The following is a 14,337-nucleotide window of genomic DNA, read 5'->3' on the forward strand; positions in this document are numbered from 1 at the left end:
AGAAACACTATGGCAAAAAACGTATATCAGTTTGTCGATGTCGAGCGTATCGATCCTCCCAAGAAGCCAGCGGCGACCCGTCGCAGCGAGTTTGCCGAGATCTATCAGCCGATGAGCGATTCTCAGGCAGCCGGTCAGGCTGACCGTTGTCTGGATTGCGGGAACCCTTACTGTGAATGGAAGTGCCCAGTGCACAACTATATTCCACAGTGGTTGAAGCTGGCCAATGAAGGCCGGATTCTGGAAGCCGCCGAGTTGTCACATAAAACCAACAGCTTGCCGGAAGTCTGTGGTCGAGTCTGCCCACAGGACCGCCTGTGCGAAGGTGCCTGTACCTTAAGTGACGACTTTGGTGCAGTAACCATCGGCTCCATCGAAAAATTTATTACCGACACCGCATTTAAAATGGGCTGGCGACCGGATATGTCCGGCGTGGTCAAAACCACCAAAAGGGTGGCCATTGTCGGGGCTGGTCCAGCCGGTCTGGCCTGCGCCGATATTTTGGTGCGTAACGGTGTCACTCCGGTGGTATTCGATAAGTATCCGGAAATCGGGGGGCTGCTGACCTTCGGCATCCCTGCCTTTAAGCTGGAAAAAGACGTCATTCAGCTACGCCGTGAAATCTTTACCGAAATGGGCGTAGAGTTTGTGCTGAACACCGAGATCGGCAAAGACATTGCCTTCCAGCAGTTACTGGATGAATACGATGCGGTGTTCCTGGGCATGGGTACCTACCGATATATGCAGGGTGGTTTCGAACACGAATCCGCGCCCGGTGTCTATGAAGCCCTGCCTTACCTGATAGCCAACACCAACAAGTTAATGGGACATGAGCAAGTGGCCTTTGACTATGTGGATATGAAAGGCAAAAAGGTGGTGGTGCTAGGTGGTGGGGATACCGCCATGGACTGTGTACGTACTGCGGTACGCCAGGGCGCTGACAAGGTTATCTGTGCTTATCGTCGTGACGAGGAAAACATGCCGGGTTCACGTCGTGAAGTACAAAATGCCCGTGAGGAAGGGGTGGACTTCCAGTTTAACCTGCAACCTCTGGACATTGCGGTCGACGAAGCGGGCCAAGCCTGCGGCGTTAAACTGGTAAAAACGCAGTTAGGCGCACCGGATGCTGCTGGTCGTCGCAGCCCCGAAGCGGTGCCCGGTTCCGAGCATGTACTGGAAGCCGATGCGGTGATTATCGCTTTTGGTTTTCAGCCTAGTCCGGCCAACTGGTTTGCTGATTACGGCATTATCCTGGATGAAAAGGGCCGGGTCAGAGCTCCTGCTAAAGGTAAATATCCCTTCCAGACCAGTAACCCTAAGATCTTCTCCGGTGGTGATATGGTCCGAGGCTCAGATTTGGTAGTTACCGCTATCTTTGAAGGCCGCCAGGCCGCAGAAGGCATTCTGGACTACCTTAACGTCTGAGAACCTGCCGCTTTGTCAGACCTTGGCATAGCAGCAACGTGACATTTAGCCTGTTTAAGGAATTTAAAAAACGCAGCCTCGGCTGCGTTTTTTATGGTTCAGGACATGTCGTCGCGATGCTGTAAAGGTTGGTGATAGGCGTCAAATTGTCTGTCGCGCTTGGCCTTCCCTGCCGACAATAAGCGCAGAATATCCCGCCAGCTTAAAATCCCTATGGGTTTGCGGTTTACATCTATCACCGGCAAACAAGAAATCTTCTGCTGGTTCATTAAACTAATGGCATCGTAGATATCATCATCCTGAGTCAACACCCACAATTGACGCGTCATAATTTGATGCACCTTTTTATTCAGCGTCGCGGTATCACGCCGGGTTTCCGACGCGGTCCCCAAATTGGGGCTCAGGGCTTTAAGTAGGTCACGATCCGACACCATCCCCACCAACTGGTCATTTTCCACCACCAGCAAATGGTGAAAAAGCTTGGCCGCAAAAATGCGCTGTACCTCGGCGAGACTGGCATCTGCGCCAATAGTTACCACGCGCTTGGTCATGACTTTTTCCAGACTCATCTTATACCTTTGTATCACACTGGCTATTTGTCGCCCCCTTAGGGACATTCTATAGTAACCATACCTCATTAAGAGACATGCGTACCATGGCCATAAAAAAATCCTGTTTGCTCCTGCTCGGCATCTCCAGTCCAGTCTTGGCAGCAACAGACTGTCCCGAACAGTTCCATCAACTGCCACTGGCAGAAAACGCCAGCTATTGTCACCTGTTTGACGATACGCTGCCGGCCACCCTGAGCTATTTCTCGGCGTTGACCCCAGCGCAAACCCTGGCATTTTATCAAAACCGATTAAGTGATGCTTCAACCAGTCAGAGTAAAGACCGCCAGGTGCTGGAAGACAAGCAAGGTCGTTGGGTGGTGGTGATTTCTGCTGACGGCCAGGGCAGCCAGGTAGACATGCTGGTAAAAGAATAACTTCCCGATTTCCCCCGGCCAGTTCTGGCACCTAACTTGCAGACACTCCCATACTTGTGCCAAGCGTCAAAACCTTGGCTTCTTTTCTACGGAGACTGCTATGGAACTGACCATTGTTCTGCTAATGATGCTAATTGTAGTGGCTATCGGCGCCATTAAACTGACGGGCGAAAAACTGGCCTTTCCGTTTAAAAAACGCAGTAACCTGTTTACTCCCGTTGAACGCTCGTTTCTGGAATTACTGGAAAGTGCCGTTGGCCATCAGTACCGGGTGATTTGCCGGGTCAAACTCAGCGACATTCTCAGCCTACGCCAGGGCACTGACAAAAAAACCGCCCGTAGCGCGTTGCAAAAAGCCGCCTCCAGACAACTGGATTTTGTGCTGTGTGACAAAGCCGATATGAGCCCGGTGGTGGCCGTAGATCTGGTACATAACGCCGGCAAAGACGGCTACAAAAGCCAGCGCGACTGGTATGTCAGCAGCAGCCTGGACGCCGCCCGTATCCCCCACCTGCGTATTAAAGTGAAGTCAGGTTATTCGGCACAGGAAATTCGTGATTGTATCGAGGCCAAACTCGCCCCTATGCGATACAAAGAACCGAAAAAGCCCCTGGTGCAAGGCACAATTAAAGACGATAAAACCGCTCTGGGCCGTGCAATAACGGCATAAGTGTTCATGATGGAGCCAGGGACGGCATCCTCTTAAGTTGGCAGATGAATCTTGGCGGAAGCCACCGCCTTTAATAGGGGTAAGTTAATAAAGTGCTTGCGCTTTATACAGTAATACCTCTGAAGCCATGAGAAAACTCGCTTCGAGCAGATTACACATCAATGACTAGTCTCTGCCTAAGCCAACCACTCCGTTCTGCGCCCTGACCACTTTTAGTACTTGGACTGACAGCCCCAAGTTATTAAACTAGCGGCCAATTCCCCCGATGAAGTATTAGCATGAAAATAGCCATTCTGGGCGCAATGGATCAGGAAATTGCGCTGCTTAAAGAGTCTTTGAAGAACATCAACCACACCCGTCATGCCCATTTGGACTTTTATGACGGCACTATGCATGACGTGGAAGTGATCCTGGTCAAGTGTGGTATTGGCAAGGTAGCCGCCTCGGTTGCCACCACCCTGATGATTGACCAGTTCGCACCGGATTATGTTATCAATACTGGCTCAGCCGGCGGTTTTGATACGGACTTGGTGGTAGGCGATGTAGTGATCGGCAGTGAAGTCTTGCATCATGATGCCGACCTTACCCATTTTGGCTATCAGGCCGGGCAGATGGCCGGTATGCCTGCGCGTTTTAGCTGCGATCCACGCCTGATTGCGGCAGCGGAACACGCCACCCGCGATGTACTACATGTCAACTTTCGTACTGGCCTTATCTGTACCGGCGATGCCTTTATCGGCTGTGATGATGCTGCCGCCACATTGCGGAGCAAATTTGCGGATATGAAAGCAGTGGAAATGGAAGGCGCGGCCATTGCCCAAACGGCACATATGCTGGACACGCCGTTTTTGGTCATCCGTTCACTGTCGGATATTGCCGGTACCACGTCTAAAGTCTCTTTTGACCAGTACTTGGAAAAGGCAGCTAAGAATTCCGCCAATTTGGTCATGGACATGATCAAGACCTTAGCCAACTCCCGCTAAATTCATGCTGGCCGAGCTTTTCTTTGATCCCCAGCTACAAACCGTCTGGTTGTTGCTTATTGTGGTATGGATAGAAAAGCTCTGGCGCTGGCCAGCCAGATACCATCCGTTATCCTTTTTCCGACTGTTAGCCACCCGCCTGGCCGCTAAGGTTAACCCCTCTGGCCACAGCATTGGCCAGCAGCGTTTATCCGGTAGCCTGGCCCCCATTGTGGTACTTACCCCCATATTGGTGTGTATTGGACTGTTTATCTATCTGGCCGAGTTCCCAGCATTTTTTGATGCCTTCTTGCTTCTTATGGCGCTCAGCTATCAACCGGTGTTGGATGGCATGGGGAAGATCCAACGTGCGCTTGTGGGAAACAAAAAATCTCTGGCCCGTAACATAGCCCAGCCTTTGGTGCTGCGCGATACCGCTCAGTTAACCACCATGGGGCTGAGCAAGGCGGTAATTGAGAGCGGGTTACTGCGTTTTTATCACCAATACGCTGCCGTATTGTTCTGGTATCTACTGCTTGGGGGACTGGGGGCACTGACCTACCGGTTGCTATACGAATTCAGTCAGGTATGGAATGTTCGTCAGGCCGAATTTCGGTATTTTGGTGCCCCGCTGGCCTGGGTATGTCGCTGGCTGCAGTTTTTCCCATCCAGGCTAAGTATGTTGTTATTGCTGATGTTGCAGCCGCCTAAAAAAGGCAGCCGGGCGAGTATTCAGCAGGGAGCCCAGCGCACGCCCCGAGTCACCTTGCTTGCTTATTCTGGCGCCGCATTAGGTATTCAGCTTGGTGGCCCCGCCTTTTACAACGGACACAAAGTTCGCCTGCCCAAATGCGGCGGCGAGCGTCAGGCCGAAGCGGCTGATATCCAGACAGCCAGAATAGCCATAGTAAAAATCCAATGGCTGCTGATTGTGCTCAGTGCACTATTATCCGCCCTGCCCCTGGTCCTCTGAGGAATTGAATGAAACCTTTCTTGTTTACCTTACTTAGTCTGCTGTTCAGCCTACCGGGAGTGACCGCAGAGCGCATAATCAGCATCGCCCCTCACACCACCGAGCTGGTGTATTCTCTACAGGCTGGTGAGCAGCTTGTGGCGGTCAGCGAGTTTAGTGATTACCCGCAAGCAGCCAAGGCACTGCCGCAAGTGGCCAGTTATCAGGGAGTAAACTTTGAAGCCCTGATGCGCTTAAAGCCTGATTTGATTTTGGCCTGGCAAGGGGGCAATAAGCCACAGGATATTGAGCGATTACAATCACTTGGCTTCGAGGTATTCCTATCCAGCCCCAAACGTCCGGAAGATATTGCCAGCGAGCTAAAGGCTTTGGGCAAACGTTTAGGTAAATCAGATCTGGCCGAACAACTGGCAGACAACTACTTACAAAAATTGCGGGCGCTGAAAACCCACTACGCACAGCAACCACCTGTGAAAGTGTTTTACTATCTGTGGCCAACCCCCATGATGAGCATCGGCCCCAATGCCTGGGCCAGTCAGATGCTGAGTATCTGTAATGCACAGAACATTTTTGCCGATGCGCTTTCCGATTATCCCGAAGTCGCAATGGAAGGTGTGTTGGCGCGTAAGCCAGAACAAATCGTGGCAGCCTTTACACAACCCCGAGCGCAACTGCTGGCTTTCTGGCAGCCCTGGAAAGGAGTTCTGGCGGTATCCGAACAAGCAATTCATAGTGTTAATCCTGATACCTTACACCGTTTTTCCCTGCGTTTACCTCAAGGCATAGACGAACTCTGTGGAAAACTTCACTCCCCTGAGCCGTAGATTTGAAAGCTTGATAATTCAATACCATGCTTACCATTCATCCATAAACACCAGTTGAGGGAGATGGAAAGATGGCAACCGGTTTATCAGGGGATTTTAAAGTAGCCGATTTGGCTCTGGCAGAATGGGGCCGCAAAGAAATTCAGATAGCCGAATCAGAGATGCCAGCGCTGATGGCCATTCGTCACAAGTATCATCAGCAGCAACCACTGGCCGGGGCCAGAATTTTGGGCTGCATTCATATGACTATTCAAACCGCGGTGCTGATAGAAACCCTGACCGCTTTGGGCGCAGAAGTACGCTGGTCATCCTGCAATATTTTTTCCACTCAGGACCATGCCGCAGCTGCCATGGCGGCTACCGGGGTGCCAGTATTTGCCTGGAAAGGCGAGACAGAAGCCGAATATGAGTGGTGTATCGAACAAACCATTATAAAAGACGGTATGCCCTGGCAGGCCAATATGGTACTGGATGACGGTGGCGATCTCACTGCCATATTGCATGACAAGTACCCGCACGTGCTGGAGCAAGTACATGGTATTACCGAAGAGACGACTACAGGCGTGCATCGTCTGTTGTTAATGCTGAGACAAGGCAGACTTAAAGTTCCCGCCATCAATGTCAATGACTCCGTAACCAAGTCTAAGAATGACAACAAATATGGCTGCCGCCATAGCCTCAACGATGCCATTAAACGTGCCACAGATCATTTGCTGGCGGGCAAGAAGGCCTTGGTGATTGGTTACGGCGATGTGGGCAAAGGATCGGCGCAGTCCTTACGTCAGGAGGGCATGATTGTCAGGGTGTGCGAAATTGACCCCATTTGTGCCATGCAAGCCTGTATGGACGGTTACGAAGTGGTGTCACCCTACCGCATGGGCAACAACAGTGGTCAACTGGCCGACATAGACCAGGGGTTGATGCAGAGCATCGACTTGGTCGTCACTTGCACAGGCAACATCAATGTCTGCGACGCCAATATGCTGAAATGCCTGAAAGCCGGTGCCGTGGTATGCAATATCGGGCATTTTGATCATGAGATTGATACCGGTTTTATGCGCCAAAACTGGGACTGGGAGGAGATAAAACCCCAAGTGCATAAAATCTACCGAAGCAATGAGCCTCACGATGCCTTGTTACTTTTATCTGAAGGGCGGCTAGTAAATTTAGGCAATGCCACCGGCCACCCTTCCCGGGTAATGGACGGCTCCTTCGCCAATCAAGTGTTGGCCCAAATACACCTGTTTGAGAGAGGCTTTGCCCATATGGAGAATGCAGAAAAGCAAGAAAACCTGCGGGTTGATGTATTACCCAGGTATCTGGATGAAGAGGTCGCCAGATATATGGTGGAGGGATTTAGTGGCGTCATCACCCGTCTGACGCCGCAACAGGCCGACTATATTCAAGTAGGGATAGATGGGCCATTTAAACACCACGACTACCGCTACTAACGGAATGTGACAGTTGGTGTTTACTGACAACAAAACACGGATGGCTCTGTACTACGCCGGCCCCTTGGGTTTAATATGCTTGAAACATGACAAAGCGAGTAATCTATGCGCTTATACATCCTACTCCTGGTATTGTTTACCAGCCTAGCCTCTGCATCTGGGACCGGCTTCTCTTCTATTTCGGCGCAACAACTCTTAGAGAGGAAACAAGACGTTGTTGTGGTAGATGTAAGAACGCCCGAAGAATATGCCGAGGGCCATGTGCCCGGTGCTATTAATGTGCCCCATGATCGTATCAACGAATTTTTGCAGCAGTTAGACAATGAAAAGAGCAGCCAATTAGTCCTCTATTGCCGCTCTGGTCGTCGCGCCAAGTTAGCCGCCAATGAACTGCATAAGCTAGGGTTTGGCAGTATCACACTGCTTGAAGGCGATATGCTGGGCTGGCAGGAACAAGGGCTTCAGGTTGAGAAATGAACCAGTCCTACGGCAAACGCGATAAGTACGGCGGCTACCAGCTACAGATAGAGGGGCAGTTGCTGATAGCCAGGGTTAGCGGAGTGATTGGCTCGGGCTTAAGTAAAAGCTATCTGAATAATCTGTTGCAACTTGCCCAGCAGTTGCAGGGAAAACCTTGGGTATATATAGCCGACTGCACGGGCTACCAGGCATCCATTCCCGATGCCGCCAGTAATTTGCAAAAAGCCTATGAAGAGTGCCTTAAACTGGGCTGTGTGGGAGATGCCTACTGCATCGACTCACCTGTAGGTATCAATCAATTGGCGCAAATACGCCGAGAGAGCAAGATAAGCACTGATATCCAAAAGAGAATCTTCGCCGATCTGGACAAAGCCAAGGCGGCCATGTTGAAATTCCTGCAGGACGCTGTTTTCTGAGCCTAACCCTAAATGAATATTACCCTGACTACACCAGCGATGCTGTTTCCAGCTATTTCGTTACTGTTATTGGCCTACACCAACAGGTTTGTAACTTTAGCCAGCATCATCCGCAATTTCGTTGATAACAGCGACAGCACCCATAAGCAGATCGCTAATCTGCGCAAACGCATTCAGCTTATCAAGCGTATGCAAGAGGCCGGGGTAGCCAGTTTCTTTTTATGCGTATTGTCGATGCTGGCCATCTACCTCAATTATCAGGTAGCTGGCAGTTGGATATTCGGCCTAAGCCTGATCTTACTGTTATGGTCCCTGTGGCTGTCAGTGGCCGAGATCCGTATTTCTGTAGAAGCGCTGGACGTCTACCTGCAAAGTCTGAACATTCAAACCAATAAAAAAAAATGAGCAATATTAAGTACTTTCCCCTACATGAAGATCATTACGAGCGCCTGCTGGCCTTAGCCAATAGCGTACATGGCGACAACTATATGGACCTACCGTCGCTGCAAAGCTATCACCAGGCAGGTATGGTCAATGGTATTAATGCCAGTTGGGTAGCGCTGGATGGTGAACGCCTGGTAGGCTTCCGTATTACCTGGGCTGCAGGTCACTGGCAACCGGATAAATGGAGCAGCCCTGACTTATGGGGACATCCCCAAGACAAAGTGTGCTATTTCAAATGTAATACCGTAGACAGCACCTACCGTGCTGCAGGTATTGGCTCACAAATGTTAAAGCTGTCTATTCAAGAAGCAGCCAAACAAGGCGCCAAGGCTGGTCTAGCCCATATATGGATGCAAAGCCCAGGCAACAGTGCATTTAAATACTTCTCTAAATGCGGCGGCAAGTTGGTGAAAGAGCACCCTGGGAAATGGCAGGAAAACTGTGACAATGAAGGCTATGTTTGCCCGATTTGTGGCACCCAGTGCGACTGTGTGGCAGCAGAAATGCTGTTAACCTTCGAGGACTAAAACTAAACTCAGCACACTGGTAGCGCATGTTGTCGAGCTTTTATGATCCACTTTTGGATAGCAACCCCGGCACGGGTCGGCCCTACCCCGTTTCTTACTGGGCGCAAGGGGTTAACCCCTGGTCTGCGCCAGCCCTAAGCGGTGAACAACAAACCGAGGTAGCCATCATTGGTGGTGGTTACACCGGTTTATCCTGCGCCTGGCATCTGGCCAGCCAGCATGATATTCAGCCTACCGTGCTGGAAGCCAATCAGATTGGCTGGGGTTGTAGCGGCCGCAACGGTGGCTTCGTGTTAAACGGCACCGGCCGGCTGTCATTTGCCCAGATAGAAAACAAATGGGGTGAACAAACCGCACAGGCTGTTTACGCAGAGTACCGCCAGGCCATTGATACCGTCTCAGAACTAATAGATATCGGCGATATTCCTTGTGCTCCTGAATATGGCGGTTACCTGAAGATTGCTCATAACCGCCAATCGGTTGAGCTACTCAAGCAACAAGCCATTTTAATGCAACGTAAGTTTGGTGACCCGCTACGCTTTCTCAGTGCTCAAGCGTTAGAGAAAAACTACCTGCACTCTCCTCAGGCCCATGGTGCCTTGCATTACCCATACTGCTTCGGTCTGCACCCGCTTAAATTGGCACAAGGCTATGCCAATATGGCACACCAGGCGGGCGCCAAGATTTATCCCCAGTCACCGGTGATAAAAATTCAACCGGAGGGCAGTAAGATTCGCCTGCTGACCCCGAGCGGTTCACTAGTGGCGGACAAACTGGTCATTGCCAGTAACGGCTACACCCCAAACCAGTTTCATAGTGCAGTGGATAAACGTCATTTCCCGGTGCTGTCCAGCATCATAGTGACCGCACCACTAAGTGATGCCCAACGACAAGCCTGTGGACTAAAAAGCGGCCTGATGGCCATGGATACCCGCACCCTGAAATACTATTACCGCCTGCTACCTGATAATCGTATTCTATTTGGTGGGCGCGGTGCTATTCGGGGTAAGGACGCCAATCATCCGGTGTACAAAAAACGCTTACTGGATGCATTAGTACAGACGCTACCTGCGCTCAATGGGATACAGGCAGAGTATTTCTGGAGCGGCTGGGTTAGCGTATCACTGGATGACTACCCGCGAATTTGCCAGGCTGATGATAAGGGACAAGTGTTTTATGCCATGGGCTATTGTGGCTCGGGTGTCTCTTTTGCCAGCCAGGCCGGAAAACGCCTGGCCCAGCGCGTAGCCGGAGATCTGAATTTACCGACCTTACCTTTTATGCAATCCCCCCTGCCCCAATTCCCAATGGCACAGTTTCGCCGTCTTGGACTATGGGCTTTTTATCACCTTGGACGCTTTCGTGACGGCTTGTTATAAAAAGTTACAACAGCATAAGAGTAAAGACCCCAACCACTTAACCTTCACAAAAGTATGTTATAGCTGTGCATAAGTGATGACTAAATTGCCACATTAGCAACATGGACAAATAAACATCACAAAGCTATGATGCCGTTCCAAATTTTCATTTAGTTTCAGGATGATAGAAGAATGTCTGAAAAAAACCCAGGTAGTAGGAAACTAATCAAAGCCACTTTAGCACTCACCCTTATGGGTTTGCTTGGCGGCTGCGTCAGCACCACCCCAACAATGGGTGGCTCCAGTGGCAACACAGTAACGGGTGCAGCCAGCGGTGCAAACGCCGAAGGTACAAACAGCGCACTTGAGAAATGTGACGCGCCATTGGGCACTATGTCTGTTTTCGAAGATCAAAACGACGACTGGTGGTATACCTATCGCAGGCATTATCCAAATCTGGGCAGCACACTGCCGGTACTGCGTACCATGATTCAGCAGTCTAACTGCTTTGTCGTTGTAGAACGTGGCAGAACCATGTCGGCCATGGATACCGAGCGGGATCTGATGAATTCTGGTGAGCTTCGTGAAGGCAGTAATTTTGGCAAGGGTCAACTGGTCGCTGCTGATTACACCATGCAACCATCCATTCAGTTTTCAGAGAAGACTGGTGGTATGGGCGGCTTATTAGGTGGCTGGGTTGGCGCTGTTGCCGGTGGTGCCAGAAGTAATGAAGCAGCGACTACCTTGCTGCTGATCGATAACCGTTCTGGTGTCCAGATATCTTCTTCTGTGGGTAACGCTAAAAACTGGGACTTCAGTCTTTTTGGTGGCGCATGGTTCGGTTTATTCGCCGGTGCGGGCGGCTTCTCTGACACGCCAGAAGGCAAAGTGATCACTGCGGCTTTTGCAGACTCTTACAACCATATGGTTAATTCCTTGCGTAATTATAAAGCGCAGAATGTTGAAGGTGGTTTAGGTAAAGGCGGCAAGTTAACCGTTAACTAAACTGCAGACGATAAATTAAGAGGCCCGCATAGCGGGCCTTTTTTATTTGCTCGATGACGAGACCAAATCTGTCAGCAAAAGAAACCAACGCCCTGATAGCACTAAGGCGCCATTGGCGCCTTAGTCTAAATTACTGCAGAGTAATTCTGGCAAACTTGCGTTTACCCACCTGATACACCGCGGTGCCAGACTCGGTAAGTACCAGCTTACCGTCTTCCAGCTTTTCACCATCCACTTTTACCGCGCCTTGCTTAATCATACGTAAGGCTTCAGACGTAGACCCCACCAGTTCGGCATCTTTCAACAAATTGGCAATGGCTAGTCCATCTGCTGGCAAACTGATGGTCAGCTCAGGCATTTCATCCGGCAGCGCATTTTTAGAAAAACGCTGAATAAAGTCCTGATGGGCGGCTTCGGCCGCTTCGATATCGTGGAAACGCGCAATGATTTCCTTAGCCAGTAGAATCTTCATATCACGGGGATTTGCCCCATCAGCGACCTGCTGTTTCAGCGCAGCAATATCTTCCAGCGGCTTGAAGCTTAGCAAGTCATAGTAACGCCACATCAGATCATCAGAGATGGACATCATTTTGCCGAACATATCCGTTGGGGTATCGGTAATACCGATATAGTTGCCCAGAGATTTGGACATCTTCTGCACACCGTCTAACCCTTCTAACAGCGGCATCATCAGCACGGTCTGAGGGCGCATGCCTTCATCTTTTTGCAGTTCACGGCCCATCAGCAAATTGAAACGCTGGTCGGTTCCCCCCAGCTCCATATCACTTTGCAACGCGACCGAGTCCCAGCCTTGTACCAGCGGATATAAAAACTCATGAATGGCAATAGGCTGCCCACCAGCATAACGCTTTTTAAAGTCATCCCGTTCCAGCATACGGGCCACGGTTTGACGCGCCGCCAGTTTAATCATGCCGTCAGCGCCCAGATTACTCATCCACTCAGAATTAAAGCGTACCTGAGTCTTGGCCGGGTCGAGAATTTTGAACACCTGCTCTTTATAGGTTTCAGCATTAGCCAACACATCTTCACGGGAAAGCGGTTTGCGGGTGACATTTTTACCCGAGGGATCGCCAATCATGCCGGTGAAGTCACCGATCAGAAAGATGATCTCGTGACCTAACTGCTGCAAAGTACGTAGCTTGTTGATCAGCACCGTATGACCAAGATGCAGATCCGGCGCGGTAGGATCAAAGCCGGCCTTGATCTTGAGGGGTTTACCCTCTTTAAGCTTTTCGATCAATTCCTCTTCCAGCAGGATATCTTCACTGCCTCGCTTTATCTCCGCAAAGGCGGTTTGCCAATCTGTCATCAACTTGCTTCTCATTTATTCCGGGACATAAAAATAGCTGGCCATTCTAGCCTTGCACTGTAGGCAATAAAAGCCACAGGAGTAGAAATTCTCGCCAGAAGCAGATATTCTGCGCTGAAGCGCCCGATCTGTGGAACCCTTTTTCATCTCGCAGGTCAGAATGCCGTTGTTCCGAATTTAAAGTAAGAGGTTGTAGTAGGTGGTCAAGCAAACCTTAAAACAACTACCCAAGCCACATAAGTGGATGATTGCCGGTTTAAGCCTGGTGGCCTTTTTGGCATTTGTACTGCCATCTGAGCCGGCTACTGCATCGCGTCAAACCGAAGAGCTGGAGTTGGGTAAACGTTACCCGTTGCAGTTATCGGTAGATGAATTGCCAGCCCAGCAGATCAGCGAGAATCGTTTCCAGTGGAAAAAGTTCAAGGTTGAGCGTGGCGACAACCTGGCCAAGATTTTTTCCCGCGCCGGATTGAGCCCTCAGGACACCTACAAAGTTTCCAATGCCGGAAAAGATGCCAAAGCGCTGCTGAAAATGATGCCCGGCGATATATTGCGTTTGGCCATTGATGATCAAGGGCAATTTCAAGCGCTGAGCTACAATATTTCAGCAACAGAAACCTTGTATATCCAGCCCGATGATCAAGGGCTTCTGGCCAGCGGCATTGAAAGTAAAGACGTGGATGTACGCCTCGGCTATGCCAGTGGTGCTATTAAGAGCAGTTTCTGGAACGCGGGGATTGCAGCCGGCATGTCGGAAGCACAAATTATGAGCCTGGCCAATATCTTTGGCTGGGATATCGATTTTGCCTTGGAACTGCGAGAAGGCGACAGCTTCAATCTGGTCTTTGAAGAAGAATTTATCGACGGTGAATTTATTGGGTACGGTAAGATTCTGGCGGCAGAATTCAGTAACCAGGGTGAAGTGTATCAGGCGGTTCGTTACGAGGACGGTAACTATTATACCCCTGAGGGCCGCAGTATGCGTAAAAGCTTCTTGCGCGCACCGGTGAACTTCAAATACATCAGTTCCAATTTCAACCCCAAGCGCTTTCATCCCATTCAAAAGCGGGTCAAGCCCCACAATGGAATCGACTATCGCGCCAACACCGGTACGCCTGTGGTCGCAGCTGGTGATGGTAAGGTCGTGGCATCGGCCTACAACAAATACAACGGTAACTATGTGTTTGTGCAGCACGGTGAAAAATACATGACCAAATACCTGCATTTCTCCAAACGCGCGGTGAAAAAAGGTCAAACCGTTAAGCAAGGTCAGGTGATAGGCTATGTGGGTTCTACTGGTATGTCCCAGGCGCCACACCTGCACTATGAGTTCCTGGTTGACGGCGTGCATCGTAATCCACGTACCGTCACCCTTCCCAAGGCAGAACCCATTGCCAAACAGGACAAGGTTAAGTTCATAGCCCTGGCAGAACAGTATATGACCCATCTGGAAAACAATCGCCGCATTATGCTGGCCATGCGTTGAG

The 14,337-nt window shown here is 50.4% G+C and carries 16 protein-coding genes; 14 read left to right on the forward strand and 2 right to left on the reverse strand.

What is annotated here, in order from left to right; genetic code table 11:
* Window positions 1-9: 9 nt before the first annotated feature.
* Window positions 10-1,425, forward strand: coding sequence for a glutamate synthase small subunit GltD family protein (locus IEX02_RS09705; RefSeq protein WP_188693838.1), 1,416 nt, complete (start codon window positions 10-12; stop codon window positions 1,423-1,425).
* A gap of 98 nt (window positions 1,426-1,523) precedes the next feature.
* Here the strand turns inward: IEX02_RS09705 and IEX02_RS09710 are convergent, their stop codons facing one another.
* Window positions 1,524-1,994, reverse strand: a complete 471-nt coding sequence (locus IEX02_RS09710) for a CBS domain-containing protein (protein ID WP_188693841.1) — start codon at window positions 1,992-1,994, stop codon at window positions 1,524-1,526.
* An 86-nt stretch (window positions 1,995-2,080) separates the two neighbouring features.
* Between IEX02_RS09710 and IEX02_RS09715 the strand changes: the two genes are divergently transcribed.
* The 12 genes from IEX02_RS09715 (at window position 2,081) to IEX02_RS09770 (ending at window position 11,520) form a co-directional block, all read left to right on the forward strand.
* Complete coding sequence (locus IEX02_RS09715) at window positions 2,081-2,410, forward strand: hypothetical protein (protein WP_188693844.1); 330 nt, start codon at window positions 2,081-2,083, stop codon at window positions 2,408-2,410.
* A 100-nt stretch (window positions 2,411-2,510) separates the two neighbouring features.
* Complete coding sequence (locus IEX02_RS09720; RefSeq protein ID WP_188693847.1) at window positions 2,511-3,080, forward strand: DUF2726 domain-containing protein; 570 nt, start codon at window positions 2,511-2,513, stop codon at window positions 3,078-3,080.
* A 278-nt stretch (window positions 3,081-3,358) separates the two neighbouring features.
* Window positions 3,359-4,063 (forward strand): 5'-methylthioadenosine/adenosylhomocysteine nucleosidase, encoded by a 705-nt coding sequence (locus IEX02_RS09725; protein WP_188693850.1) that lies wholly within the window; start codon window positions 3,359-3,361, stop codon window positions 4,061-4,063.
* A 4-nt stretch (window positions 4,064-4,067) separates the two neighbouring features.
* Entirely contained in the window at window positions 4,068-5,015 is a 948-nt protein-coding gene (locus tag IEX02_RS09730; RefSeq protein ID WP_188693853.1) for a cobalamin biosynthesis protein CobD/CbiB, read from the forward strand.
* An 8-nt stretch (window positions 5,016-5,023) separates the two neighbouring features.
* Window positions 5,024-5,839 (forward strand): cobalamin-binding protein, encoded by an 816-nt coding sequence (locus IEX02_RS09735; protein WP_188693856.1) that lies wholly within the window; start codon window positions 5,024-5,026, stop codon window positions 5,837-5,839.
* 71 nt (window positions 5,840-5,910) lie between these two features.
* The gene (ahcY, locus tag IEX02_RS09740) at window positions 5,911-7,290 is read left to right on the forward strand and encodes an adenosylhomocysteinase (protein WP_188693859.1); all 1,380 of its coding nucleotides are present in this window, start codon (window positions 5,911-5,913) and stop codon (window positions 7,288-7,290) included.
* Window positions 7,291-7,395: 105 nt separating this feature from the next.
* On the forward strand, window positions 7,396-7,767 hold the full coding sequence (locus IEX02_RS09745; RefSeq protein ID WP_188693862.1) for a rhodanese-like domain-containing protein: 372 nt from the start codon (window positions 7,396-7,398) through the stop codon (window positions 7,765-7,767).
* Window positions 7,764-8,186, forward strand: coding sequence for a hypothetical protein (locus IEX02_RS09750; RefSeq protein WP_188693864.1), 423 nt, complete (start codon window positions 7,764-7,766; stop codon window positions 8,184-8,186). The genes IEX02_RS09745 and IEX02_RS09750 overlap by 4 nt, the downstream gene beginning before the upstream one ends.
* A 12-nt stretch (window positions 8,187-8,198) precedes the next feature.
* Window positions 8,199-8,591, forward strand: a complete 393-nt coding sequence (locus IEX02_RS09755) for a DUF2721 domain-containing protein (protein ID WP_188693867.1) — start codon at window positions 8,199-8,201, stop codon at window positions 8,589-8,591.
* Entirely contained in the window at window positions 8,588-9,157 is a 570-nt protein-coding gene (locus IEX02_RS09760; RefSeq protein ID WP_188693871.1) for a GNAT family N-acetyltransferase, read from the forward strand. The genes IEX02_RS09755 and IEX02_RS09760 overlap by 4 nt, the downstream gene beginning before the upstream one ends.
* Before the next feature lie 26 nt (window positions 9,158-9,183).
* Window positions 9,184-10,536, forward strand: coding sequence for an NAD(P)/FAD-dependent oxidoreductase (locus IEX02_RS09765; RefSeq protein WP_188693874.1), 1,353 nt, complete (start codon window positions 9,184-9,186; stop codon window positions 10,534-10,536).
* A gap of 171 nt (window positions 10,537-10,707) precedes the next feature.
* A complete protein-coding gene (locus IEX02_RS09770) occupies window positions 10,708-11,520 on the forward strand; it encodes a CsgG/HfaB family protein (RefSeq protein WP_188693877.1) in 813 nt (270 codons plus the stop codon).
* A gap of 130 nt (window positions 11,521-11,650) precedes the next feature.
* Here IEX02_RS09770 and tyrS read toward each other — a convergent pair whose 3' ends face one another.
* Window positions 11,651-12,850: a tyrosine--tRNA ligase gene (tyrS, locus tag IEX02_RS09775; RefSeq protein WP_188694176.1), complete on the reverse strand. Its 1,200-nt coding sequence runs from the start codon at window positions 12,848-12,850 to the stop codon at window positions 11,651-11,653.
* 199 nt (window positions 12,851-13,049) lie between these two features.
* Between tyrS and IEX02_RS09780 the strand changes: the two genes are divergently transcribed.
* Window positions 13,050-14,336, forward strand: a complete 1,287-nt coding sequence (locus tag IEX02_RS09780; protein ID WP_188693880.1) for an OapA family protein — start codon at window positions 13,050-13,052, stop codon at window positions 14,334-14,336.
* Window position 14,337 lies beyond the last annotated feature (1 nt).

Origin of the sequence: Bowmanella pacifica (assembly GCF_014645355.1) — a bacterium.
In the GTDB taxonomy this organism is placed as follows: Bacteria; Pseudomonadota; Gammaproteobacteria; order Enterobacterales; family Alteromonadaceae; genus Bowmanella; species Bowmanella pacifica.

Coding starts and splice junctions, on each gene's coding strand:
- IEX02_RS09705 (WP_188693838.1), top strand. CDS start 10: ATGGCAAAAAACGTATATCAGTTTGTCGATGTCGAGCGTATCGATCCT.
- IEX02_RS09710 (WP_188693841.1), bottom strand. CDS start 1,994: ATGAGTCTGGAAAAAGTCATGACCAAGCGCGTGGTAACTATTGGCGCA.
- IEX02_RS09715 (WP_188693844.1), top strand. CDS start 2,081: ATGGCCATAAAAAAATCCTGTTTGCTCCTGCTCGGCATCTCCAGTCCA.
- IEX02_RS09720 (WP_188693847.1), top strand. CDS start 2,511: ATGGAACTGACCATTGTTCTGCTAATGATGCTAATTGTAGTGGCTATC.
- IEX02_RS09725 (WP_188693850.1), top strand. CDS start 3,359: ATGAAAATAGCCATTCTGGGCGCAATGGATCAGGAAATTGCGCTGCTT.
- IEX02_RS09730 (WP_188693853.1), top strand. CDS start 4,068: ATGCTGGCCGAGCTTTTCTTTGATCCCCAGCTACAAACCGTCTGGTTG.
- IEX02_RS09735 (WP_188693856.1), top strand. CDS start 5,024: ATGAAACCTTTCTTGTTTACCTTACTTAGTCTGCTGTTCAGCCTACCG.
- ahcY (WP_188693859.1), top strand. CDS start 5,911: ATGGCAACCGGTTTATCAGGGGATTTTAAAGTAGCCGATTTGGCTCTG.
- IEX02_RS09745 (WP_188693862.1), top strand. CDS start 7,396: ATGCGCTTATACATCCTACTCCTGGTATTGTTTACCAGCCTAGCCTCT.
- IEX02_RS09750 (WP_188693864.1), top strand. CDS start 7,764: ATGAACCAGTCCTACGGCAAACGCGATAAGTACGGCGGCTACCAGCTA.
- IEX02_RS09755 (WP_188693867.1), top strand. CDS start 8,199: ATGAATATTACCCTGACTACACCAGCGATGCTGTTTCCAGCTATTTCG.
- IEX02_RS09760 (WP_188693871.1), top strand. CDS start 8,588: ATGAGCAATATTAAGTACTTTCCCCTACATGAAGATCATTACGAGCGC.
- IEX02_RS09765 (WP_188693874.1), top strand. CDS start 9,184: ATGTTGTCGAGCTTTTATGATCCACTTTTGGATAGCAACCCCGGCACG.
- IEX02_RS09770 (WP_188693877.1), top strand. CDS start 10,708: ATGTCTGAAAAAAACCCAGGTAGTAGGAAACTAATCAAAGCCACTTTA.
- tyrS (WP_188694176.1), bottom strand. CDS start 12,850: ATGACAGATTGGCAAACCGCCTTTGCGGAGATAAAGCGAGGCAGTGAA.